The organism is Aliihoeflea sp. (genome assembly GCF_052435475.1).
GTDB lineage: Bacteria > Pseudomonadota > Alphaproteobacteria > Rhizobiales > Rhizobiaceae > Aliihoeflea.
The window spans coordinates 1-21,986 of sequence record NZ_JBQVMV010000009.1 but is presented as its reverse complement, the minus strand read 5'-3'; the positions used below and the strand labels follow the sequence as shown (position 1 = coordinate 21,986).

General features: G+C 64.8%; 25 protein-coding genes. 12 read left to right on the top strand and 13 right to left on the bottom strand.

Going from position 1 to position 21,986, the window contains the following annotated elements:
- Positions 1-31: 31 nt before the first annotated feature.
- From ACT6QU_RS11740 to copM, 3 genes are all read left to right on the top strand, one after another.
- On the top strand, positions 32-1,117 hold the full coding sequence (locus ACT6QU_RS11740) for a PLP-dependent cysteine synthase family protein (RefSeq protein WP_444564679.1): 1,086 nt from the start codon (positions 32-34) through the stop codon (positions 1,115-1,117).
- Between the two features lie 19 nt (positions 1,118-1,136).
- Positions 1,137-2,630, top strand: a complete 1,494-nt coding sequence (locus tag ACT6QU_RS11735) for a pyridoxal phosphate-dependent decarboxylase family protein (RefSeq protein ID WP_444564680.1) — start codon at positions 1,137-1,139, stop codon at positions 2,628-2,630.
- Positions 2,631-2,738: 108 nt separating this feature from the next.
- Complete coding sequence (gene copM, locus ACT6QU_RS11730; RefSeq protein ID WP_444564681.1) at positions 2,739-3,113, top strand: CopM family metallochaperone; 375 nt, start codon at positions 2,739-2,741, stop codon at positions 3,111-3,113.
- A 74-nt stretch (positions 3,114-3,187) separates the two neighbouring features.
- Here copM and ACT6QU_RS11725 read toward each other — a convergent pair whose 3' ends face one another.
- The 4 genes from ACT6QU_RS11725 to ACT6QU_RS11710 all read right to left on the bottom strand — a co-directional run bounded on the left by ACT6QU_RS11725 (position 3,188) and on the right by ACT6QU_RS11710 (position 5,189).
- Positions 3,188-3,544 carry a hypothetical protein gene (locus ACT6QU_RS11725; protein ID WP_444564682.1) on the bottom strand — a complete coding sequence of 119 codons (357 nt, stop codon included), beginning with the start codon at positions 3,542-3,544 and terminating at the stop codon, positions 3,188-3,190.
- A gap of 114 nt (positions 3,545-3,658) precedes the next feature.
- Positions 3,659-4,258, bottom strand: a complete 600-nt coding sequence (locus tag ACT6QU_RS11720; protein WP_444564683.1) for a GNAT family N-acetyltransferase — start codon at positions 4,256-4,258, stop codon at positions 3,659-3,661.
- 3 nt (positions 4,259-4,261) lie between these two features.
- A complete protein-coding gene (locus ACT6QU_RS11715; protein ID WP_444564684.1) occupies positions 4,262-4,675 on the bottom strand; it encodes a ketosteroid isomerase-related protein in 414 nt (137 codons plus the stop codon).
- 67 nt (positions 4,676-4,742) lie between these two features.
- Positions 4,743-5,189 carry a YcgN family cysteine cluster protein gene (locus ACT6QU_RS11710; RefSeq protein WP_444564701.1) on the bottom strand — a complete coding sequence of 149 codons (447 nt, stop codon included), beginning with the start codon at positions 5,187-5,189 and terminating at the stop codon, positions 4,743-4,745.
- 179 nt (positions 5,190-5,368) lie between these two features.
- On the opposite strand from ACT6QU_RS11710, the gene ACT6QU_RS11705 reads away from it, so the two are divergent.
- On the top strand, positions 5,369-7,294 hold the full coding sequence (locus ACT6QU_RS11705) for an OmpA family protein (RefSeq protein WP_444564685.1): 1,926 nt from the start codon (positions 5,369-5,371) through the stop codon (positions 7,292-7,294).
- A gap of 268 nt (positions 7,295-7,562) precedes the next feature.
- Here ACT6QU_RS11705 and ACT6QU_RS11700 read toward each other — a convergent pair whose 3' ends face one another.
- Entirely contained in the window at positions 7,563-9,224 is a 1,662-nt protein-coding gene (locus ACT6QU_RS11700; RefSeq protein WP_024588835.1) for a Na/Pi cotransporter family protein, read from the bottom strand.
- Positions 9,225-9,493: 269 nt separating this feature from the next.
- Here ACT6QU_RS11700 and dnaG point away from each other — a divergent pair, with 269 nt between their 5' ends.
- On the top strand, positions 9,494-11,413 hold the full coding sequence (gene dnaG / locus ACT6QU_RS11695; protein ID WP_444564686.1) for a DNA primase: 1,920 nt from the start codon (positions 9,494-9,496) through the stop codon (positions 11,411-11,413).
- A 327-nt stretch (positions 11,414-11,740) separates the two neighbouring features.
- The gene (rpoD, locus tag ACT6QU_RS11690; protein ID WP_024588837.1) at positions 11,741-13,759 is read left to right on the top strand and encodes an RNA polymerase sigma factor RpoD; all 2,019 of its coding nucleotides are present in this window, start codon (positions 11,741-11,743) and stop codon (positions 13,757-13,759) included.
- A 66-nt stretch (positions 13,760-13,825) separates the two neighbouring features.
- Here rpoD and ACT6QU_RS11685 read toward each other — a convergent pair whose 3' ends face one another.
- The 4 genes from ACT6QU_RS11685 to ACT6QU_RS11670 form a co-directional block, all read right to left on the bottom strand.
- The gene (locus ACT6QU_RS11685) at positions 13,826-13,966 is read right to left on the bottom strand and encodes a hypothetical protein (RefSeq protein WP_444564687.1); all 141 of its coding nucleotides are present in this window, start codon (positions 13,964-13,966) and stop codon (positions 13,826-13,828) included.
- Positions 13,966-14,223: a hypothetical protein gene (locus ACT6QU_RS11680; protein WP_444564688.1), complete on the bottom strand. Its 258-nt coding sequence runs from the start codon at positions 14,221-14,223 to the stop codon at positions 13,966-13,968. The genes ACT6QU_RS11685 and ACT6QU_RS11680 overlap by 1 nt, the downstream gene beginning before the upstream one ends.
- Complete coding sequence (locus ACT6QU_RS11675) at positions 14,223-14,483, bottom strand: hypothetical protein (protein ID WP_444564689.1); 261 nt, start codon at positions 14,481-14,483, stop codon at positions 14,223-14,225. Before ACT6QU_RS11675 ends, ACT6QU_RS11680 begins: the two co-directional genes overlap by 1 nt.
- A gap of 203 nt (positions 14,484-14,686) precedes the next feature.
- Positions 14,687-15,277, bottom strand: a complete 591-nt coding sequence (locus ACT6QU_RS11670) for a helix-turn-helix domain-containing protein (protein ID WP_444564690.1) — start codon at positions 15,275-15,277, stop codon at positions 14,687-14,689.
- 68 nt (positions 15,278-15,345) lie between these two features.
- On the opposite strand from ACT6QU_RS11670, the gene ACT6QU_RS11665 reads away from it, so the two are divergent.
- The 5 genes from ACT6QU_RS11665 to ACT6QU_RS11645 all read left to right on the top strand — a co-directional run bounded on the left by ACT6QU_RS11665 (position 15,346) and on the right by ACT6QU_RS11645 (position 17,162).
- On the top strand, positions 15,346-15,768 hold the full coding sequence (locus tag ACT6QU_RS11665) for a VOC family protein (protein WP_444564691.1): 423 nt from the start codon (positions 15,346-15,348) through the stop codon (positions 15,766-15,768).
- Positions 15,769-15,879: 111 nt separating this feature from the next.
- Positions 15,880-16,170: a GYD domain-containing protein gene (locus tag ACT6QU_RS11660; protein WP_444564692.1), complete on the top strand. Its 291-nt coding sequence runs from the start codon at positions 15,880-15,882 to the stop codon at positions 16,168-16,170.
- A 53-nt stretch (positions 16,171-16,223) separates the two neighbouring features.
- Positions 16,224-16,652, top strand: a complete 429-nt coding sequence (locus ACT6QU_RS11655) for a GFA family protein (protein WP_444564693.1) — start codon at positions 16,224-16,226, stop codon at positions 16,650-16,652.
- Positions 16,653-16,708: 56 nt separating this feature from the next.
- Complete coding sequence (locus ACT6QU_RS11650) at positions 16,709-16,987, top strand: HlyU family transcriptional regulator (RefSeq protein WP_024588844.1); 279 nt, start codon at positions 16,709-16,711, stop codon at positions 16,985-16,987.
- Positions 16,980-17,162: a hypothetical protein gene (locus tag ACT6QU_RS11645; protein WP_444564694.1), complete on the top strand. Its 183-nt coding sequence runs from the start codon at positions 16,980-16,982 to the stop codon at positions 17,160-17,162. Before ACT6QU_RS11650 ends, ACT6QU_RS11645 begins: the two co-directional genes overlap by 8 nt.
- Positions 17,163-17,443: 281 nt before the next feature.
- On the opposite strand, the gene ACT6QU_RS11640 is transcribed toward ACT6QU_RS11645, so the two are convergent.
- Positions 17,444-17,893, bottom strand: a complete 450-nt coding sequence (locus ACT6QU_RS11640) for a GatB/YqeY domain-containing protein (RefSeq protein WP_444564695.1) — start codon at positions 17,891-17,893, stop codon at positions 17,444-17,446.
- A gap of 296 nt (positions 17,894-18,189) precedes the next feature.
- On the opposite strand from ACT6QU_RS11640, the gene carA reads away from it, so the two are divergent.
- Complete coding sequence (gene carA, locus ACT6QU_RS11635; RefSeq protein ID WP_444564696.1) at positions 18,190-19,389, top strand: glutamine-hydrolyzing carbamoyl-phosphate synthase small subunit; 1,200 nt, start codon at positions 18,190-18,192, stop codon at positions 19,387-19,389.
- 45 nt (positions 19,390-19,434) lie between these two features.
- Here the strand turns inward: carA and ACT6QU_RS11630 are convergent, their stop codons facing one another.
- The 3 genes from ACT6QU_RS11630 to ACT6QU_RS11620 form a co-directional block, all read right to left on the bottom strand.
- The gene (locus ACT6QU_RS11630; RefSeq protein ID WP_444564697.1) at positions 19,435-19,974 is read right to left on the bottom strand and encodes a hypothetical protein; all 540 of its coding nucleotides are present in this window, start codon (positions 19,972-19,974) and stop codon (positions 19,435-19,437) included.
- A gap of 99 nt (positions 19,975-20,073) precedes the next feature.
- Positions 20,074-20,976, bottom strand: coding sequence for a KPN_02809 family neutral zinc metallopeptidase (gene ypfJ / locus ACT6QU_RS11625; protein ID WP_024588849.1), 903 nt, complete (start codon positions 20,974-20,976; stop codon positions 20,074-20,076).
- Positions 20,977-21,034: 58 nt separating this feature from the next.
- Positions 21,035-21,850, bottom strand: coding sequence for a 2-keto-4-pentenoate hydratase (locus ACT6QU_RS11620; RefSeq protein ID WP_444564698.1), 816 nt, complete (start codon positions 21,848-21,850; stop codon positions 21,035-21,037).
- Positions 21,851-21,986: the final 136 nt, after the last annotated feature.

Below are 21,986 nucleotides of genomic sequence, written 5' to 3'. Positions count from 1 at the left end.
CAGAAAACGACACACACACAGGAGATCGATCATGCACATGCACGAAGCGATACGCACCACCACCGGCAGGGGCCGGCTGTTCGACAGCATCCTCGATACGGTCGGCGACACGCCGACCGTCAGGATCAACAATCTGGGCGTCGACCACGCCACGATCTACGTGAAGGCCGAGTTCTTCAATCCGGCCGGATCGGTCAAGGACCGGCTCGCGCTCAACATCATTGAGGACGCCGAGCGGCGCGGCCTGCTGAAGCCCGGACAGACCGTGGTCGAGGCGACGAGCGGCAACACAGGCATCGGGCTGGCGATCGTGTGCGCCCAGAAGGGATACCCGCTCGTGGTCACGATGGCCGACAGCTTCTCGGTCGAACGGCGCAAGCTGATGCGAATGCTCGGCGCCAAGGTCGTGCTGACGCCCCGCGCGCTCAAAGGGTTCGGGATGTACCAGAAGGCGGTCGAACTGGCCGAGGCGAATGGCTGGTTTCTCGCCCGCCAGTTCGAGACGGCGGCCAACGCGGATATCCATGAAATGACGACCGCGCGTGAGATCATCAATGATTTCGCCGGGTCGCGCCTCGACTATTTCGTGACCGGCTACGGGACCGGCGGCACCGTTGCGGGCGTCGGCCGCGTGCTGCGACGCGAGCGTCCGGAGACCCGGATCGTGCTCAGCGAGCCGGCCAACGCGCAACTCCTCGGCAGCGGCCATGCGCAGGAGCGCGGCCGCGACGGCGCACCGGGAGCCAGCCATCCCGCCTTCGAGCCGCATCAGATCCAGGGCTGGACGCCCGACTTCATCCCGAGCGTCCTGCAGGAAGCGATCGACGGACACCTTTACGATGAAATTATTCCCATCGCCGGCCCCGAGGCCATGAAATGGACGCGCGACCTGGCACGCGGGGAAGGCATTTTCTGTGGCATCTCTGGGGGCGCGACCTTTGGCATCGCCCGCCAGGTCGCCGAACGCGCGCCGGCCGGCTCGGTCATCCTGTGCATGCTTCCCGATACCGGCGAGCGATATCTGTCGACGCCCCTTTTCGAGGGCATCGAGACCGAGATGGACGAGGAGGAACACGCGCTGTCGTTGTCGACGCCGGGCTTTCAGTTCGCGGCTTGAGGCTCGAAAGGAGCATATGATGGACGCGGTTCGCTCATCCCTCGCAATTGCCGCCGAAGAGACGCTCGACCCGGTCGACTGGCCCGAAATGGCCGGAATCGCCCATCGGGTGGTCGACGAGGCGGTGGCATATCTCAGGGACGTGCGAACGCGTCCAGCCTGGAGCGATATGCCGGCGGATGTGAGGGAACGCTTCACCGAGCCGCTGCCGCGCGAACCTCAGCCTCTCGGCGAAATCCTTCGCGCCGTATCCGAAAACGTCATGCCCTACCCGATGGGCAACGTGCATCCGCGCTTCTGGGCCTGGTATATGGGCTCCAGCAACATGACTGGCGCCCTGGGGGATTTCATCGCCGCCATCCAGGGCTCGAATCTGGGCGGCGGCAATCATGCCGCCGTCCTCATCGAACGGCAGGTCATCGACTGGTGCAAGCAGATGGTCGGATTTCCAGCCGGAGCCAGCGGAATGCTCGTCAGCGGCGGCTCGATCGCCAACCTCGTTGGCCTCACCGTTGCGCGCAACGTCAAGGCGGGCATCGACATCCGCGAAGAGGGCGTGGCGGCGCTCGCCCGCCCGCTGCGCTTCTATGGTTCCGACCAGATTCATTCGTGCCATCGCAAGGCGGTCGAAACGCTGGGTCTGGGCAACCGCGCCCTGCGGCGCATCGCAAGCGACGCCGAATTCCGCATCGACCTTTCTGCACTCGAGGCGGCCATCGCGCAGGACAGGGCGGCGGGCCTTCAGCCAGCGTGTATCATCGCCAATGCCGGTGCCGTGAATACGGGCGCCATCGACGATCTGGAAGCGCTGGCCGCACTCGCCGCGAAAGAGGATTTGTGGCTCCATGTCGACGGGTGCATCGGCGCACTGCTGGCGATAGCGCCGCGCGGGCGTCGGCTCGTCGCCGGGCTTCAGCACGCCGATTCGGTGGCGCTCGACCCGCACAAATGGCTCCATGCGCCCTTCGATGTCGGCTGCTGCCTGGTGCGCGACGCCGCCGCGCATCGCAAGACTTTCGCCACGATGCCCGAATATCTCCAGCCGGCGCCACGGGGGCTTGCCACGGGCGACTGGCTGCATGAGTTCGGCCTGCAGACCTCGCGCGGCTTCCGCGCACTCAAGGTCTGGATGAGCCTCAAGGAGCATGGCGTCGAGAAATTCGGACGCCTGATCGACCAGAACATCGACCAGGCCCAATATCTGGCCCGTCTCATCGAGGGCGAACCGAGGCTCCGTCTGGTGGCGAAGGCCCCAATCGACATCGTCTGCTTCCGCTACGATCTGCAAGATCTGGACGAAGCGGCCGTGAAGGCCCTGAACGTGGAGATCATGCTGCGGCTTCAGGAGAACGGCACCGCCGTGCTTTCAGACACGACGCTGCGCGGCAGGCACTGCCTGCGCGCCGCGATCTGCAACCACCGCACGCGCTATGCGGACATCGACCTGCTCGTCGATGAAATCCTGCGCCTCGGAAGCGAACTGGAACGGCAGATCCGAGGTTCAGCGCGCTAGCCCGCCGTCCCATCCGCCCCGGTGCCCCCCAAGAATTTCCGGTTGAGCTTCCACCTGCTGGAACTTCTATCTTCTATCCGATTGCATCGAACACGAGGATGGTTCCCGATGAAGCTTGCCCGAACTATTGCCCTGACCACCCTGCTCGCCCTCGGCGCCGCCGGTGTTCACGCGCAGACCGCGCATGACGGCCATGCCGGCCACGGCGGCGCGCAAAGCGAATCCGCATCCACGACGGCCTACCGCGCGGCGATGGACCAGATGCACGAGGACATGGCCGCGATGGCCTATTCGGGCGATGCCGACATCGACTTCGCACGCGGCATGATCCCGCATCATCAGGCCGCGATCGACATGGCGCGCATCCAGATCGAGGAAGGCGACGACCCGGAGATGCGCGCGCTTGCCGAGGAGATCATCGCGGCGCAGGAGCGCGAGATCGCGCAGCTCGAAGCCTGGCTCGAGGCGAACGACACCGAATAGTCCCGAACGTGCGAAAGGCGCCGGACCATGCCGGTCCGGCGCCTTTCGTCTTCCGCGGACCAGTCTCGCGGCTCTTATCTGATGACCGGGCAGTTCGGCGCGCGGGCGAAGACGATCGCCGTGCGGCCGTGGCGCCAGGCGCGGCCGGCAACGCGGATCACGTTGCGGTTGGCGTTGACGACGCGCGGATTGCGAAGGCCCATCCGCGCCGCCTTGTGAACCGCCTGACCGGGGGTGCAGGCCTGGCGATGATGGCGCGGGCCGCCGCGATGCCAGCGGTCGCCGCGATAGCCGCCGCCCCACTGGACGGTGACGTTGCCGGCATTGCCGTGGAACTGAAGGCCGGTCGCGTTGGCCTGTGCGGGCGCGGCGGCAAGGGCGCCGAGGCCGATCAGCGCGGAAAGCGCGGCCGTCTTTGCGAATTTGAACATCTTGTCTCTCCTCGTCGATGATGCGGATCAGGACATCTCATGTCGCTCAGGGCGATCGGGAGAGAATGGCGCCGGGAAACTGAACATGTTCGGAACCCCGCATTCATGCGCGGTTCATGTCGAAGTGTCGAACTCCTTGATCCAGTATTCCATCGGCTTCTCGCTCGCCTCGTCGGCGCCGACATCCCGCCACGAGTAATGCGTCTCCAGCCCCTCGATCCGGCGATAGCCGCGCTTGCGCCAAAAACCGTCGAGCGGGACGTAGTCGCCGGGCCGCATCGGATGATCCACCGGGCGAACCACGGCCGAAAAGACGCATTTGACGAAATTCTGCTCGCGCGCCGCCCGCTCCCGCTCTTGGAAGAAGCGCACGCCGATGCCCGTCCCCCGATACCCCTCCTTGAGAACGGATTCGCCGAAGTAAAAGAAGTCGTCGATGTCGAGGCCGCGCTCGCCGAAGGGCGCGGCGAATTCGCCGTGATGTTCGCCAAGCGGCGACGCCGTCGCCGCCCCCACCAGCGCCTCGCCGTCGAACGCACCGATCACCACCGCGCCCGGCCCTTTCACATATGTCGTCAGATAGTCCCGCTCATAGCCGGCATCCCCGTCGTAAAGATAGGGAAAGGCCCGAAAGACCTCGATGCGCAGCGCCGCCAGATCGTCGATCCGCGCCTCGACCTCGCCGCGCGCCAGCCGCCGGACGGTGACGGTCACCGTTCAGCCCTTCGAGACCGCTGCGATCCAGTTCTTGAGATTGTAATAGGTCGTCACCCGCGAGATGCGCCCGCCATCGATCTCGAACAGGATCGCGCCCGGCACGGAGTAGCGCTGGCCGTTCGCCTCGGGCAGGCCATCGGCGGTCGCCAGATATTCGCCATGCACGGTGAACTCGGCGGCGCCACGGCTGCCGGTCTCGTTGGTCATGATGACGATGTCGGCCAGCTCTTCCTTGTAGTGGCGGTCCATCATGCCGAGGAACCATTTGAACTTGTCCTTGCCGATCTCGCGGCCACCCTCGTTGATGTCGTGCGCGACGTCTTCGTCGAGGCACTCGAGCATCGCCGCGCCGTCGCCGGCATTGAAGGCTTCGAGATAGCGCTCGATCAGGACTTTGGTTTCGGTCTGGCTCATCGGGGGTTCCTTCGTTCGAGGTCGAGGCCTGTGAGGTAGGCTGCGCACCCTCCTGCGCGCAAGCGCCTTATGGCTCCTCGTCCAGCATATGGTCGAAATAGTCGTCGACGCTCTCCATGTCGGTTTCGAGCGCGGTCACCTTGCCGCGCACCGAAATGCCGGCTTCGTGGACGGTCTCGCGCGAACCCGAGACGAGGTGGTGCCACCACTTCAGGTCGTCGCCATTTGCGACCAGACGATAGGCGCAGGTCGAGGGCAACCAGGGCAGCGTGCGCACCTTGTGCGGCGTCAGCTTGACGCAATCCGGCACCTTGGCCAGCCGGCCGGGATAGTCCGAGCAGCGGCAATTGCCTGCGTCGAAGAGCCGGCAGCCGATGCTGGTCCAGTAAATCTCGCCGGTGTCCTCCTCCTCCAGCTTCGACAGGCAGCACTTGCCGCAGCCATCGCACAGCGATTCCCATTCAGGCGTGGTCATCGCCTCGAGGGTTTTGGTTTTCCAGAAGGGTTCGGACATGGCGCCGATGTGGACCCGCGCCCTTTCGCGGTCAAGCGGCAACGTCCGCGATCTCGATCGATTTGCCGCCGCAATGCCGCCAAATGGCCCCGGAAGAGCCTGTTTTCCCGCCAAACCGGAACAAAAAGCTGGTCTTTCTGTTGAAGCCGGGTTGGGACCCATTTCAGGAGCACACTCTAATGAAGAGACAGTCGCGGATACTGGCCGGGACGGCCCTCGGGCTGATCATGGCCACCGCTCAGCTAAGCGCGGCGCCTTTCGCCGGCGCACAGGCCGATTTCGACGCCATGCAGAAGGATGGGCAGCTCAATGCGCCGGTCATCCTCGCACAGGCGCCAACCGAGGAAACCGAAGAGCAGCGCCTGCAGCGCGAAGCGCAGGAAGCTCAGGAAGCCGCCGAAGAGGCACCCGTAGAGGAAGAAGCGCCCGCGGAAGAAGCCCCCACGGAAGAGGCGCCCGCCGAGGAAGCCCCGGCTGAAGAGCCTGCTGCCGAGGAGGCTCCCACCGAAGAGCCGGCTGCCGAGGAGGCTCCGGCCGAAGAAGAGACCCCGGCCGAAGAACCCGCCGCTGAGGAAGAGCCGGCTGCAGAAGAGGCTCCGGCTGAAGAGCCCGCCGCCGAGGAAGCTCCGGCTGAAGAACCTGCGGCTGAGGACGCTCCGGCAGAGGAAGCTCCTGCCGAGGCTCCGGCCGCTGAAGAAGCACCGGAAGCTGAAGAAGCCCCAGTCGAAGAAGAAGCGCCGGCTGAAGAGCCTGCTGCCGAAGAGGCTCCCGCCGAGGAAGCCCCTGCGGATGCGGCTCCGGCTGACGAAGCCCCTGCCGAGGATGCCGCTCCGGCCGAAGGCGCGGCTCCCGTCGAAGGCGGTGCCGCCGTCGAGGGCGAAGCTGAAGTCGAAGGTGCCGTCGAACAGCCGGCCGAAGCCGGCGAGGCCCTGCAGGTCGAAATTCCGCCGGAACAGGCCTTCGAGGAAACCGACGATCTCGCTCCGATCCTCGATTCGCAGAAGGTCGAGCCCGCCGAGGCCGAGGCTGCATTCGAAGCCGAAGCCGCTGCTGACGGCGAAACTCCCGAGCAGATCGAGGAAGAGCGCGCGCGTCGTGCCCGTCCGGCCGGCCCTGCCCCGACTTCCGAGCAGGACGCCCAGGTTCTCGAACAGCCGATCGAGATCCAGTCGCTGCGTGCCGAAGAAGGCCGCCGTCTGGAGGAGACCGAGATCCGCGAGCGTCGTCGTGAGCGTCGCGAGGGAGCCGAGGTCGTTCGTGAGATCGACAACCGCTTCATCGTCAACTTCAACAACACGACGGTGATCCAGAGCGACGACCGCCCGCGTCTCGTTCGCGAGTCCGAGGTGTATTACGAGGAGCTGCCGCGTGGCCGCACGCGTGAAGTGATCGTGCGTCCGAACGGCGTCGAGATCGTCACCATCCGCGACCGTTACGGCGACGTCATCCAGCGCTCGCGTTTCGCGCCGGACGGCCGTGAATACGTGCTCGTCTACGCCGACGATCGTCGCTTCGACTACGATCGCCCGCGTCGCTGGCGTGACCCGGCCCGTGACCTGCCGCCGCTGCAGCTCACGATCCCTGTCAGCCAGTACATCCTGGAGGCCAATCGCGTCGAGGACCCGGACATCTATTACGAGTTCCTGGACCAGCCTCCGGTCGAACAGGTTCGCGAGGTCTATACGATCGACGAGGTGAAATACTCCTCGCGCGTTCGTGACATCGCACGCCGCGTCGATCTCGACACGCTGACCTTCGACTTCGGCTCCGCCTCGATCCCGCAGAGCGAAGTTCCCCGTCTTCAGGGCCTCGCCGACGCGATGACCCGGATGCTCGAGGAAAATCCGGCCGAGACCTTCCTGATTGAAGGTCACACGGATGCGGTCGGTTCGGATGAAGCCAATCTGGCCCTGTCGGACCAGCGCGCTGAAGCCGTGGCCGTCGCCTTGACGGACTTCTTCGATATCCCGCCGGAAAACCTGGTCACCCAGGGCTATGGCGAGCAGTATCTGAAGGTCGAGACCCAGTCGGAAGAGCGCCGCAATCGCCGCGTCGCCGTCCGCCGCATCACCCAGCTTGTCGCCCCGGTGGCACAGGCTCAGTAGGGTTCCTACATACAAGGTTCCCTGCCCCATCCCCCTCGGGCGTCAGCCCGGCGGGGAGAGGCATCAGAGCCCGGTCGTCCTCCAGCGACCGGGCTCTACTTTTTTCGGTACGCACGCACTCAGGACGCGTTGAGATTTAGGTCTGAGCGTGCCGAAAATGACGGATTTCGAGAACCGGAGCGGAATGTACATTTGGGTACATGAGCACCGGAAGCGCAGAGAGCTGCCATTTGCAGGCCGCTCCGGCCGGAATATCGACGTGCCCGACCTAGACGGCCTTGAGGCGGCTGTCCCGCAGCAGCCCATGCTCTTCCAGCACCGGATAGGCGATCGAGGCGAGCAGCGAGTTGATCTGCTTCAGGTCGCGGATCGTGTCGAGATGGATCGAGCTCGTCTCCACGCTCTCCGCCGTTCCGCGCCGCAGCCGGTCGAAATGGCGCTGGCTGGAGCGCTTTTCGAGATCGCGCAGACGCTCCTTCTCCTGCACGAGCTGGCGTGCCGTCTCCCGGTCGCGCGAGACGAGCACGTTGAAGGCGAGGCGCGCATTGGCGAGCACCGCCGCGTGCATTTCGTGCAGTTCGTCCATCCCATCCGGCGAGAAGGCGACGCCGCGCTCCAGCTTCTTCTTCACCTGCGCCAGCATGTTGCGCACAATGATGTCGCCCACCTGTTCGAGCTTCACGCAGGCACCGAGCAGTTCCTGATAGCGCAACGCCTGGTCCTCGCTCATCTGCGAGGCGCTGATCCGCGCAAGGTAGAGCTTGATCGCCGCATGGCGCTCGTCCACCCGGTCGTCGAGCGCCGTCAGCGCCGCGATCTTCGGCTTGTCGGCCTCTTCGTAGAGCTCCATCACATTGGTCAGCATGATCTCGACCGTGTCGCAGATCGCCATCACCTCGCGTGTGGCATTGCCGAGCGCCAGCGGCGGATTGTCGAGGACAGTCGGGTCGAGCGAGGAAACCGGCTGGTCCTCGAGGTCGATCACCGCTTCGGGCTGCATCGCGGTCAGCGCGCTGCTGACCAGCCGGTGAACGATCCCCGCCAGCGGCAGCCCGACGATCACCAGCGCCAGGTTGAAGGCGATATGCGCGTTGACGAGCTGGATTTCGGGCGAGCCGCCGAGGAGGTCGAGCGGCGGATGGACGATCGCGATGACCGCCAGCGCCGTCACTGCGCCGATGCCGCGCAGCACCAGATTGGCGATCGGCACCGAGCGTCCCTGCGGCGCCATCGTGCGCGACAGCATCGCGGCGATCAGCCCGCCGCCGAGATTGCAGCCGAGCACCATGACGATGCCGAGTTCGACCGGTATCAGGTCGCGCGCGGCCAGCGCGACGATCAACAGAATCGCCGCGACGCTCGAATGGAAGAGCCACGTCATGATCGCCGCGACGATGAAGGCGGTAATCGGATCGGCGGCGAGGAAGTCCACGACCACCGGCAGGAGCCGGCTTTCGCGCAGTGGCTCCGACGCCTCGCCGATCAGCCGCAACGACAGGAGCAAAAGCCCGACCCCGACAAGGATACGGCCGAACTGCCGCCACGACCGCCGTTCCGTCGCCAGGAAAATGGCGGTGCCGGCAAAAAGGCAGATCGGCACCAAAAGGCTCAGATCGAAGGACAGCATCTTGACGACGATGGCCGAGCCGAGATCGGCGCCGAGCACCGCGACGAGCCCCGCTGCGCCGCCGACGATGCCCGATCCCACGAACGAGCCGACGAGCAGCGCCACCGCCGTCGCGCTCTGCAACGCGATCGCAAGTCCCGTGCCCGCAACGACGCCCGCGAGCGGGTTGCGCAGCGTCGCGCGCAGCCGCCGGCGCAGCACCTCGCCATAGGCACGCTCCACGCCGGTTCGCACCATGCGCGTTGCCCACAAGAGCAGCGCGACCGCGCCGGCAAGGTTGAGGAGAACGACCGACCCGCTCACGACCGGTCCTCCGGAAGGACGGCGGCCAGCGACGGCTCGAAGCATCTGCAAATGGAAATCATGAAATCAGCTTTGCTCTCGCGCGGTTCTGCCCGCGACTTTTTCTTTAGTCGATTAACAGGAATCGCATGCCGGCCCCGCGCACGCAAGCGCGGTCCGATAGTCCAGTTGCGACGCCCGCATAGTGTGAATCACGGGCATGAACCCGCATTCGCCTCGCGCCGCGCGCGGATCGGCTCTATATGCAGGACAAAGCGAGCAGAACCCAGATGCGATTTTCCCCTTCCTTCCTCGACGAGATCCGCGACCGGGTGCCGATCTCCTCGGTGATCGGCGCGCGGGTCACTTGGGACCGCCGCAAGACCAACGCGCCGCGCGGCGACTACTGGGCCTGCTGCCCCTTTCATGGCGAAAAATCGCCCTCCTTCCACTGCGAGGACAAGAAGGGCCGCTACTACTGCTTCGGCTGCGGCGTCTCCGGCGACCATTTCCGCTTCTTGACCGACCATGACGGCCTCGCCTTCCCCGAGGCGGTCGAGCGCATCGCCGACATGGCCGGCGTGCCGATGCCCGCCCGCGACGTCCAGCAGGAACAGCGCGAGCGCGAACGCGCCTCGCTCTCCGACGTCATGGAAATGGCGACGCAGTTCTTCCAGGACCGGCTGCAAGGGGCCGACGGCGCGAAAGCCCGCGCCTATCTGCGCGAACGCGGCCTCTCCGGCCCGACCCAGCAGAAATTCCGCCTCGGCTACGCCCCCGAAAGCCGCAATGCGCTGAAGGAGCATCTGGCAGCCAAGGGCGTCGACAAGGGCCAGATCGAGGCCTGCGGCCTCGTCGTCCACGGTCCCGACATTCCCTTGTCCTATGATCGCTTCCGCGACCGCATCATGTTTCCGATCGAGGACGCGCGCGGCCGCGTCATCGCCTTCGGCGGCCGCGCCATGGCAGCCGACGCACCCGCGAAATATTTGAATTCCAACGACACCGAACTCTTCCACAAGGGTCAGGTGCTCTACAATCTGGCCCGCGCGCGCTCCACCGTCGCGCGCGGCGGCACCATCATCGCCGTCGAAGGCTATATGGACGTCATCGCGCTCGCGCAGGCCGGCGTCGAGAACGCCGTGGCCCCGCTCGGCACCGCATTGACCGAAAACCAGCTCGAACTCCTCTGGCGCATGTCGGGCGAGCCTGTCCTCTGCTTCGACGGCGACCAGGCCGGCATGAAGGCAGCGTTCCGCGCCGCCGACCTCGCTTTGCCCCTCGTCCAGGCCGGTCGCACGCTGCGCTTTGCGCTCCTGCCCAACGGCCAGGACCCCGACGATCTCGTCAAGGCGGAGGGAGCCGACGCTTTCCGCGCCATCGTCGCGGACGCGCGCCCGCTGGCCGACATGCTGTGGCAGCGCGAGACCGGCGGCTCGACCTTCGACACGCCCGAGCGCCGCGCCGAACTCGAAAAGCGCCTGCGCGAACTGACCTTCCAGATCAAGGACGAGGACGTCCGCCGCCACTACCAGCAGGAGATGCGCGACCGCGTCATCCGCTTCTTCGGCGCGAGCCGGCCGAAAAATCCGCGTTTCGAAAAGGGCGGCGGACAGGGCCGTCCAGGCATGCCCGGCCAGATGGGCAAGCAGCGCTTCGCCGTCTCCGAGACGCTGGCCCGCTCCTCCATGGTCCGCCGCGCCGCCACGGCCATGCCGCTGCGCGAGACGTCCATCCTCGTCACCCTCGTCAACCACCCCGACCTCGTCGACGAGTATTTCGACGAGGTCGACCGCCTGTCGATCACCAGCGCCGAGCTGCGCCAGTTGAAGGCCTGCGTCGTCGACGCCGCCGCGCATGGGCTCACGGCCAGGGCCGGAACGCTCATCGAGCACGTGCGCACCTGCGGCATCGAGGACATCTGGGAACGGGCGCTGTTGCAGGTCAAGGGCGCAGGCCTGTGGACCGCCCTGCCCGAAGCCGCGCTCGACGACGCCCGCGACGCCTTTCAGCAGGCCCTATACTTGCAGCAGGCGGCTCAGTCTCTACATAGGGAGTTGAAAGCAGCCGAGACAGCACTCGCGACCGAGCCGACGGATGAGAATTACCGTCATCTCGTCGACGTGCAGTCCCAGTTGCGCGACGTGCAGGCAACCGAGGCGCTGATAGAAGGCTTCGGGGTCCAGTCGGGTCGAGCGGGCCGGGCCTGACGACGGGCCGACCAGCCGCAAAACCGGCAATTGATTCGCTTTTTTGCGGCGAATCATGTCACAGCCGCTTGACCTTCCGCCGGAATGACGGAATCAGGACGACCACGAACCTTAACGAGCGGCTTGCCCGCGTTGAAGACGGATGATGGGACGGCACACTGGTTTTGAGCGGGTTGGGCACGCCGGTATCGATACCAGGGTTAACAGCGCATTTACGTGAACACGCGTATGCGCCATCGACGAGCGCGATCCGCGCACTAGCATCCATGTCCGTGACGAGAGCCGCTGAGGCTTCCAATGGCCTGATGGCCGCCTGGAGAACAACATATGGCGACTAAAGAGAAGGAAGAGGTCGAGAACGAGCGCGAAGGCGGGACCGACGGTCCGCTGCTCGACCTTTCCGACGACGCAGTCAAGAAGATGATCAAGCTCGCCAAGAAGCGCGGCTTCGTCACCATGGACGAGCTCAACGCCGTGCTTCCTTCCGAGGAGGTCACGTCCGAGCAGATCGAAGACACGATGGCGATGCTGTCCGACATGGGCATCAACGTCGTCGAGGATGACGAGAACGCCGAGGACGGCGACCGCGAAAAGGAAGGCGACGCCGAGGAAGACGCCAACGAACTCGCCGAGCAGACCGGCACGGCCGTCGCTGCTACCACGACCAAGAAAGAGCCGACCGACCGCACCGACGATCCCGTGCGCATGTATCTGCGCGAGATGGGCTCGGTCGAGCTTCTGTCGCGCGAGGGCGAAATCGCCATCGCCAAGCGCATCGAGGCCGGCCGCGAGACGATGATCGCCGGCCTGTGCGAAAGCCCGCTGACCTTCCAGGCCATCATCATCTGGCGCGACGAGCTCAACGAGGCGAAGGTCCTGCTGCGCGAGATCATCGATCTCGAAGCCACCTATGCCGGCCCCGAGGCCAAGCAGGCGCCGATCGTCGAGCGCAACCCGGAAGAAGACAACAAGCCGAAGACCGACGACCGGTCCAAGCGCCGTGAAGACGACGACATCACCAATGTCGGCGGCGATACGCGCGGCGAAGAGGAAGACGACGACGAGGACGAGGCCAATCTGTCGCTGGCCGCGATGGAAGCCGAACTGCGTCCGCAGGTCATGGAGACCCTCGACGTCATCGCCGGCACCTACAAGAAGCTGCGCAAGCTTCAGGACCAGCAGGTCGAGGCCCGCCTGGCCCAGACCGGCGCGCTGTCGTCGAGCCAGGAACGCTCCTACAAGAAGCTCAAGGACGAGCTGATCACGGCGGTCAAGTCGCTGTCCCTCAACAATGCGCGCATCGAATCCCTCGTCGAGCAGCTCTACGACATCAACAAGCGTCTCGTTCAGAACGAAGGCCGCCTGTTGCGTCTGGCCGAAAGCTACGGCGTGCGCCGCGAGGACTTCCTCCAGCAGTACCAAGGCTCGGAACTCGACCCGAACTGGATGAAGTCGATCGCCAACCTGTCGGCGCGCGGCTGGAAGGAATTCGCCAAGAACGAGAAGGACACGATCCGCGACATCCGCGGCGAGATCCAGAACCTCGCCACCGAGACGGCGATCTCGATTTTGGAATTCCGCAAGATCGTCAACCAGGTCCAGAAGGGCGAGCGCGAAGCGGCCATCGCCAAGAAGGAAATGGTCGAGGCCAACCTGCGCCTCGTCATCTCGATCGCGAAGAAGTACACGAACCGCGGCTTGCAATTCCTTGATTTGATTCAGGAAGGCAATATCGGCCTGATGAAGGCCGTCGACAAGTTCGAGTACCGCCGCGGCTACAAGTTCTCGACCTACGCGACCTGGTGGATCAGGCAGGCGATCACGCGTTCGATCGCCGATCAGGCCCGCACGATCCGCATCCCGGTCCACATGATCGAGACGATCAACAAGATCGTGCGGACCTCGCGCCAGATGCTGCACGAGATCGGCCGCGAGCCGACGCCGGAAGAACTGGCCGAAAAGCTCGCCATGCCGCTCGAAAAGGTCCGCAAGGTCCTGAAGATCGCCAAGGAACCGATCTCGCTCGAAACCCCTGTGGGCGACGAGGAAGACAGCCACCTCGGCGACTTCATCGAGGACAAGATGGCGATCCTGCCGATCGACGCCGCGATCCAGGCCAATCTGCGCGAGACGACCACGCGTGTTTTGGCCTCGCTCACCCCGCGCGAGGAGCGCGTCCTGCGCATGCGCTTCGGCATCGGCATGAACACCGATCACACGCTGGAAGAAGTCGGTCAGCAGTTCTCGGTCACGCGCGAGCGTATCCGCCAGATCGAGGCCAAGGCTCTCAGAAAGCTCAAGCACCCGAGCCGGTCGCGCAAGCTGCGCTCCTTCCTCGATAGCTAACCACAAAAAACCCGGCCTCGAGCCGGGTTTTTCATTTACGGAAGTCTCAGAAGGTGCCGCCGTCCATCAGGACTTGGCGCCGCCCTTCTTGGCTGGTGCACCCAGATCCTTGATCTGTTTGCCGAATGCCGGCTCGGGCGCTGCCGGCGCCTTTTCCTTCTTTGGCTTTCGAACTTCTTTGTTCGATCGCATCTGTCCCTTGGCCATCAGTTTTTCCCCTTCACGTCTGCGGCTTCGACCAATTCGAGCGCTTCTTCGCCGGCAACACGATCATAGCGTTCGCTTTCCGCCCGGATGCGGTACTGAAACTCATTGTTGCGAAGCGGCATACATCCCGTCACGCTGAAGCTCTCATCGGTTTGCAACGGCATGGCGAACCACGTCTTGAGATGGACGATCTGCCCCACCGAGAAGCGGTGGGTCGGTTGCGCGCGCGCGCTGCGCTCGGCTCGAAATCTGATCATTATGTCTCGCTATCCTTCGCGATCGCGGCTTCCAGATCGCCCGAGGCGATCTCCACGATTTGGGTGGGGCGGGATGCCCGTTCTATCGACGGCAGATGGATGTAGGTGGCAACGGAGCGGTAGGCGATCCACGACAGGCCGTCGATCGCTTCCTCGTCGTGATCGATGCGATATTCGCCCGCCGGCAAGGTCTGGTCGATGCCGGCCAATGTGAACGGCGCGGCAAAGCGCGTCGTGGACGATCTGGTCCGAGTGGTCACGATTACGGGTCCTTCCACCAGACCCGATATCGGCAACGGGAGGGCCAACGTTACCGCGGCGCTCCTTTGGAAATATCTGTCCGGTCGAAAATGGATGGAAGCCTCGTCGCCCGACGGCATCTTGCCGGCAGGTGGAAGTTTCCATTAGCAGCCATTAGGACTATGCCGCAAACTGGCCGCAATTAAGGCCGGGAGCAAGCAGGTTAGCGCTTCAGGCCCGCGAGCAGGGCCTGTATCGCAGTCCGCTGGTCTGCGGTGGAGGCGCCTTCCGCGATTTCCAGCGCCGCACGGTCGAACACCGCCGACAAAAGCGCCGCAAGTGCATCCAGCGGCACGCGGCGGATGGCGCCCTGTCGCATCGCGATGGCCAGACCTTCGCGCAAGGTCCGACCGCCATGGCGGGCATCGATTTCGTCCATTGCCCGGCGACCGAGCACGGCCGGCCCGTCAAGCAGCAGGAGCCGCGTGCGGCCCGGTTGCGCCATCGCCGCCATGAATGCCTCGCCACCATGAAACAGGGCGTCGCTGGCTGACAAATCCTCCGGTGTCGCGGCGTCTATCGCGCGTGCAACCGCCTCGGCCTCCACCTCGACGACCGCCCGGAACAGCGCCTGCTTGTCGGCAAAATGATGATAGAGCGCACCACGCGTCACCCCTGCCCGTTCGACAATCTCCGGCGTGCCGGTTTCGGAAAAGGTCTTTTCGACAAACAGCGCCCGGGCCGCCTCCAGGAGCGCGGCCCGGGTTGCCTCGGTCCGCGCCTGATTGGAGCGACGTGCAGCTTTCTCTTGCATACATACAGCCTGTATGTTAATTCAATTGACATGCAGATTGTATGTTTTTCCAGAGAGGAGTGAAAGCCATGAAATCCACTAGTTATTACCCCGTGATCATGACCGACGATGTCGCCGGATCGGCCGCCTTCTACATCGCGCACTTCCGCTTCAAGCCGGTTTTCGAAAGCGACTGGTACGTGCATCTCACCTCCAGCGAGCACCGTCGGGTCAATCTCGCGATCCTCGACGGATCGCACGAGACGATCCCCGCAATCGGCAGAGGCCGCGTTTCCGGCCTGATCCTCAATTTCGAGGTCAAGGACGTCGATGCAGAATATGCGCGCGTGCAGCAGGCGAACCTGCCGATCCATCTCGCCATTCGCGACGAAGCCTTCGGTCAGCGCCATTTCATCACCGCCGATCCGAACGGCGTCCTGATCGACATCATCAAGCCGATTCCGCCCAGCGCCGAATTCGCCGCGCAGTACGCGCCCGAAGCGATGCCGTAGGCTGTTCGATGGATCGCGCCCCGGTTGCAACAGGCGCATAATCGGCGGATCGAACTCTAGAGCGGCCCGCCGAGCCCGCTCGACGCTCCGGCGGCCCGCGGGAGGTGCAGCATGACGACCTATATCGTTCTCGTGAACTGGACGGATGAAGGCATCCGCAATGTCAGTGATTCGCCCAAGCGCCTCGACGCGGCCCGCAAGCTGCTGGCCGATATGGGCGGCACGTTTCGTGACATCTGGATGACGATGGGCGAGCACGACCTCGTCGCCATCTGCGAAGCGCCCGACGATGCGGTTGCGGCCCGCTTTGCGCTGAAGCTCGCCAAGGGCGGCAATGTCAGGACGCGCACGCTGAAGGCGTTCCCCGAGGCCGCCTACCGCGAGATCATCGCCAAGCTCTAGGGTTGCGACACGCGCCACGCCGGTCCACCTTGTGCGCGACAAGGGGAGCCGGGATGGACCAAAGCGCATATGACGACGTGACGGGCGGATGCCACTGCGGTGGCGTCCGCTTCAAGGTCAGGCTCGTCGACGGTTTGAACACTGCGCGACGCTGCACCTGTTCGCTCTGTGCAAAGCGCGGTGCGATCGCCGTCTCCGCGCGGGTGGACGATTTCGATATCGTTAAGGGCGCCGAGCTCTTGACCCTCTACCAGTTCAACACGATGGTCGCCGAGCACTGGTTCTGCTCCGTCTGCGGCATCTACACCCATCACCGCCGCCGCTCGAACCCGACCGAATACGGCATCAACGTCGCCTGCATCGACGGGCTCAGCCCATTCGATTTCGACACGGTCGTCGTCAATGACGGCCAGACCCATCCCAATGACCGCCCGTGGGGCACGGATGGTGTCGCTGGCGTTTTGCGATACGAGCCTCGATAAGCGCCGGATTTTTGCCGATCCCGCCTGTAAGCTGGACACGAATCGAGGAGAGAAAAATGTCGTTCTTCAAGAAGCTGTTCGGTGGCGGCGCCGCTGCCACGGCTCCTGCGGCCGAGCCCCAGGACTACAAGGGCTTCACCATCCGCCCGACCCCTTTCCAGGAGGGCGGCCAATACCAGACCTGCGGCGTCATCTCGAAGGAGATCGACGGCACGCTGAAGGAGCACAAGCTCATCCGCGCCGACCGCTTCCCCTCGCTCGACGACGCGACCGAGACCACCATCCGCAAGGCCCGCCAAGTGATCGACGAACAGGGGGAGCGGATCTTTGGCTAGGCTCGCCCTCGCAATCGCCCTCATCGCCCTGCCCGGCTGCGCGGTCTTCGGCGGCGCCGGCACGGCCACCGTCACCGACGGGCGCGTTGACGCGCGAGGCAGCGCCGCCTCGGCCGGCATCGGCGCGTCCGGGCCTTATGTCGGGACGACGTCGGGCCGCGTCATCGTCCGGTAAGGCCGGCATGCAACCTTGACGCGATTCTTAGGTTGTGGCGAAAAAACGGGAGTCGCTAGGGGCCTAGACGACTCCCGTAGAGGTCAGAAGGCCCGTCTTACCCTCCCAAAATCGCATATGGCGGTACGTTCGGGGAGAATTCGAGAAAAGCGAATGCTTCGAACCCTCACGAAATGTGCCGGGTTCTTCCGCAGGTTGCATCACCCAAATGGGTGAAAGTCGCGTTCAGGCAAAAAAAAGCGCGCCACCCGAAGGCGACGCGCCAGGCCGCGTGGCGACCGCTATTTCAGCATCGTCTTGACCATGCCGCTGGCCTTGGAGAAGTCCATCTGGCCGGGGAACTTCTCCTTCAGCGCGTTCATGCACTTGCCCATGTCGCGCAGTCCGTCGGCTCCGACTTCGGAGATGACCTGCGCGCAGGCCTGGCGCGTGTCTTCCTCGCCGAGCTGCTTCGGCAGGAAATCGCGGATGATCTCGATTTCCTGGCGCTCCTGCTCGGCCAGTTCCAGCCGGTTGCCCTCTTCGAAGGCGCGCGCGGATTCCTCGCGCTGCTTGACCATCTTGGCCAGGATCTGCGTGATTTCCTCGTCGCTGACGGCGTCCTTGCCCTGCCCGCGATTGGCGATGTCGCGATCGGTGATGGCCGCCTGGATCAGCCGCAGCGTCGATGTGCGCCGCTTGTCCTGGCTCTTGAGGGCCGCTTTCAGCGCCTGGGCGATCTTGTCGCGCATGGCTTCATCTCTCCTGTCGGGAAGCGGACCATAGCGCCCGCCGATTGCCGAGGCAATCAGTCCCCGTCTCTAACGCGTTGATTTGATTGATTCGTATAAGTTCGAACCGCAGTTTCCGGCAATTGACCCGGCTTTCGCCTTCACCTATTGTCCGCCACCTGCATGGACCGACTTGAGTCTTGCACGGGGTGTTCCCAAATGGGGCACGACCCGTGCGTTTCGTTGCGCCATATGGCCCGGAACGCGCCTCATTTCAAGGGCAAGGACTGCCCGCGCGACGTCGACTGGAGAAAAGCATGGCCGCTGGAACCGCCCCCTGGAGCATCGAGAAGCCCACCGCCGTCCTGGTGCTGGCCGATGGAACGGTCATCGAGGGCAAGGGCGCTGGCGCCACCGGCGAGCGCGTCGCCGAAGTCGTCTTCAACACCGCCCTCACCGGCTACCAGGAAATCCTGACCGACCCGTCCTATGTCGGCCAGATCGTCACATTCACCTTCCCGCATATCGGCAATATCGGCGCCAATGACGACGATATCGAGGATTTGACGCCCGCCGGCCGTCACGGCGCTGTCGGCGCGATCTTCAAGGCCGACATCACGGCGCCGTCCAACTACCGCTCCGCGGGCCACCTGAACGAATGGCTGGCAAAGCGCGGCATCGTCGCGATCTCCGGCCTCGACACGCGTGCCCTGACCGCCCTCATCCGCGAGCGCGGCGCGCAGAACGCCGTCATCGCGCACGACCCGTCCCGCAATTTCGACCTCGATGCGCTGAAGGCCAAGGCCGCTTCCTGGTCGGGCCTTCTCGACCTCGATCTGGCCAAGGACGTCTCGTCCGGCCAGTCCTCGGTCTGGTCCGAAACCCCCTGGGTCTGGAACGAGGGCCACGGTGCGCAAGGCGAGCCGGCGATGCACATCGTCGCCATCGACTACGGCGTCAAGCGCAACATCCTGCGCCTGATGGCCGGGCTCGGCGCCAAGGTCACCATCGTTCCCGCCACCACCGACGCGCAGACGATACTCGCCATGCAGCCCGACGGCGTCTTCCTGTCGAACGGCCCCGGCGACCCGGCCGCGACCGGCAAATATGCCGTCCCGGTCATCAAGGATTTGATCGCCGCCGACCTGCCGGTCTTCGGCATCTGCCTCGGCCACCAGATGCTGGCGCTCGCCGTCGGCGCCAAGACCGAAAAGATGCACCAGGGCCATCACGGCGCGAACCACCCGGTCAAGGACCACACCACCGGCAAGGTCGAGATCGTGTCGATGAACCACGGCTTCGCGGTGGATTCGAAGTCCCTGCCGCAAGGCGTTGAGGAGACCCACGTTTCGCTCTTCGACGGCTCGAACTGCGGCATCGCACTGACGGGCAAGCCGGTCTTCTCCGTCCAGCATCACCCGGAAGCCTCCCCCGGCCCGCAGGATTCGCACTACCTCTTCCGCCGCTTCGTGAACCTCATCCGCGAGCGCAAGGGCGAGCCCGCTCTGGCCGAATGAGCCCCGCCCGCGCGGGGCGTCACCACGCGCGGTATGCCCGCCCGGTCACTCGATCGGGATCATCAGATGCGCATAGGGCGTGCCCGCCCACATCACATAAGGCTGCGTGGTGTCGGGCTCGGGCGTGTCCGGATAGCCCTCCATCATGTCCATCGCATTGACGATCATGACGTGCGGGCCTGTCTCGATCCAGTTGTTGCCTTCTTCGGGACCCTGCGCGTAGGGGTCGGTGTTGCTGCCGTCGCTGCCGCCGGCAAGCATGTACATGAAGCCCACCTTGCCTTGCGGCGGCTCCGTCTTGCCGATCCAGGCCATCGCCCATTCCATCGAGTTCGCATCGCCGCACATGGGGTCCGGCCCCGGCGAGGCCGGATTGTCCGGCATGCACCAGAAGCCGTTCGTCCCTTCGCGCAAGGTGCGCATCTCGCCCTTGTCGTCCATGGCATAGATCGCCGCCCCGCTCGAAACCGCTGCGGGTGCTGCCGCTTCGGCGCTCGTGATGAGTTCGGCATCGTCTGCAGCGGCCGGGAAGGCCAGGGCGCCGCCTGCCGCGCACAGCACGGCCACGGTCAGAAGCCTGTTCATGGCTGTCCTCCTGTAGCCCGGGGCAAGGCCCCGACGGCCCGCCGGCCGGGCACGGCATTCTACCAGAGGCAGCATTCGAGGTGCACAACCCCGGATGGTCTAGATATTACCGCTGAACGTGTCGCACTCCTGCCAGCGCCCGCTGTCGTAGCCGCGCATAAACCATGTCTGGCGCTGCTCGGAAGAGCCATGTGTGAAGCTGTCGGGCACGACCTGTCCCTGCGTGCGGCGCTGGATCGTGTCGTCGCCGATCTGGTTGGCGGCATTCAGCGCCTCGTCGATGTCGCCGGTCTCGAGCAGGCCCTTCTGCTCGGTGAAATGCGCCCACACGCCGGCGTAGCAGTCGGCCTGCAACTCGACGCGCACCGACATCTCGTTCGCCTCGGCCTGCCCCATCTGCTGGCGCTGCTGATGGAAGCGCGGCAGCACGCCGGTCAGGTTCTGGACGTGATGGCCCACTTCGTGCGCGATGACATAGGCCTGCGCGAAGTCACCCGAAGCGCCGAAGCGGCTGGCGAGCTCGTCGAAGAAGGTCAGGTCGATATAGACCTGGTTGTCGTTCGGGCAGTAGAACGGGCCGACCGCCGAGGAGGCCTGACCGCAGGCCGAATCCACCGCGCCGTCGAACATGACCAGCGTCGGCTCCTGATAGGTCTCACCCTCGGTCTGGAAGATGCCGTTCCAGACGTCCTCGGTCTCTGCCAGTACCACGCCGACGAATTGCGCCTGCTCGTCATTGCCCGGCTGCTGGCGCGTCACCTGCCCGGAAGGCGGCGCCGAGCCGCCACCGCCCATCATGTCCATCGGGTTGATCCCGAGGAAGGAGAGGACAAGGAAGACCACGACGAGGATGACGATGCCGGACATGCCGCCCGCGCCTGCGCGCCCGATCGGGATCGGAATGCGCGGCCCGCCGCGCCCGAACCCGCCGGGCATGCGTGCCGGGCCCTGCCCGCGCCGGTCCGAGATGTTGGTGCTTTGACGGCGGCCTCTCCAGCGCATGCGAACCCTCCAGCGCGATTTGTGCGCCAGTCAACGGAATGCCCGCGTCGCGGTTCCGTCAAGCGGAAAAACGAACGTCCAGTCCGGCAAGCGGCAGCCCGTCGAGGCGGCTCGTCCAGCGTTCGCCGGGCGAAACGGGAAAGGCGCGCGTCACCGTTCCGGTGGTGATCAGGTCGCCCACTGCCAGCGCCCGCGACATCGGCCGCATCGCCATCCCGTCGACCATGCTGCGCAGCGCCGACAGCGGACCGCCCAGAACGTCGCCCGCCGTGCCGCGATCGACCACCACGTCATCGCGGGCGAGCTCCATGTCGAACGCTGCCAGTTGCTCCAGCCACCCGGCCCAGTCGCCTTCCACCGAAACAAGCTCGCCATGCAGGTACATTCCATGCAACGCGCAGGCCGCCACCGTATCGGCCGCCTTGAACTTCCATCTGGGAAAGATCGACTGCACGATCTCGAAGCCGTGCGTCACCGCATCGATGCAATCGAGCAGCGCCGCCTCGTCCATGCCGATCTCCGGCGCGCTTTTCAGCCGAAACGCGATCTCCGGCTCGATCCGCGGTTCGCAAAGCCCCGCAAGGCTGATCTCGCCGCCGGCCGCCACCTGCCGCACGGTGCGGTCGTACATCGGCCCCCAGATCGGCGCATGGACGTCGTATTCATCCCAGATATTGCTGTTGGTGAAGCCGATCTTCCAGCCGACGACGCGCTCGCCGCGCGCCACTCGCTCCGTCATCACAGCATCCGAAACCTGATAGGCGTCGGGCAGCGTAAAATCGGGATCGCCCCCGCTGAACGTCGCGATTGACCGTGCGCTGCTGATGGCATCCAGCACGGCACGCGCGCGCGTTTCGGTCATGTCGTTGGTCAATCGGACGCCCTCCCTGCGAACCGCGACAATTGCAGACAATCGACCGCGCGTCACGATCCTGACTAGGTGACCGACTCATAACTCCGCAACCATATGCGGATTGATGCGAGTTGGACCGAAGCGAGGAAGTTGTCGT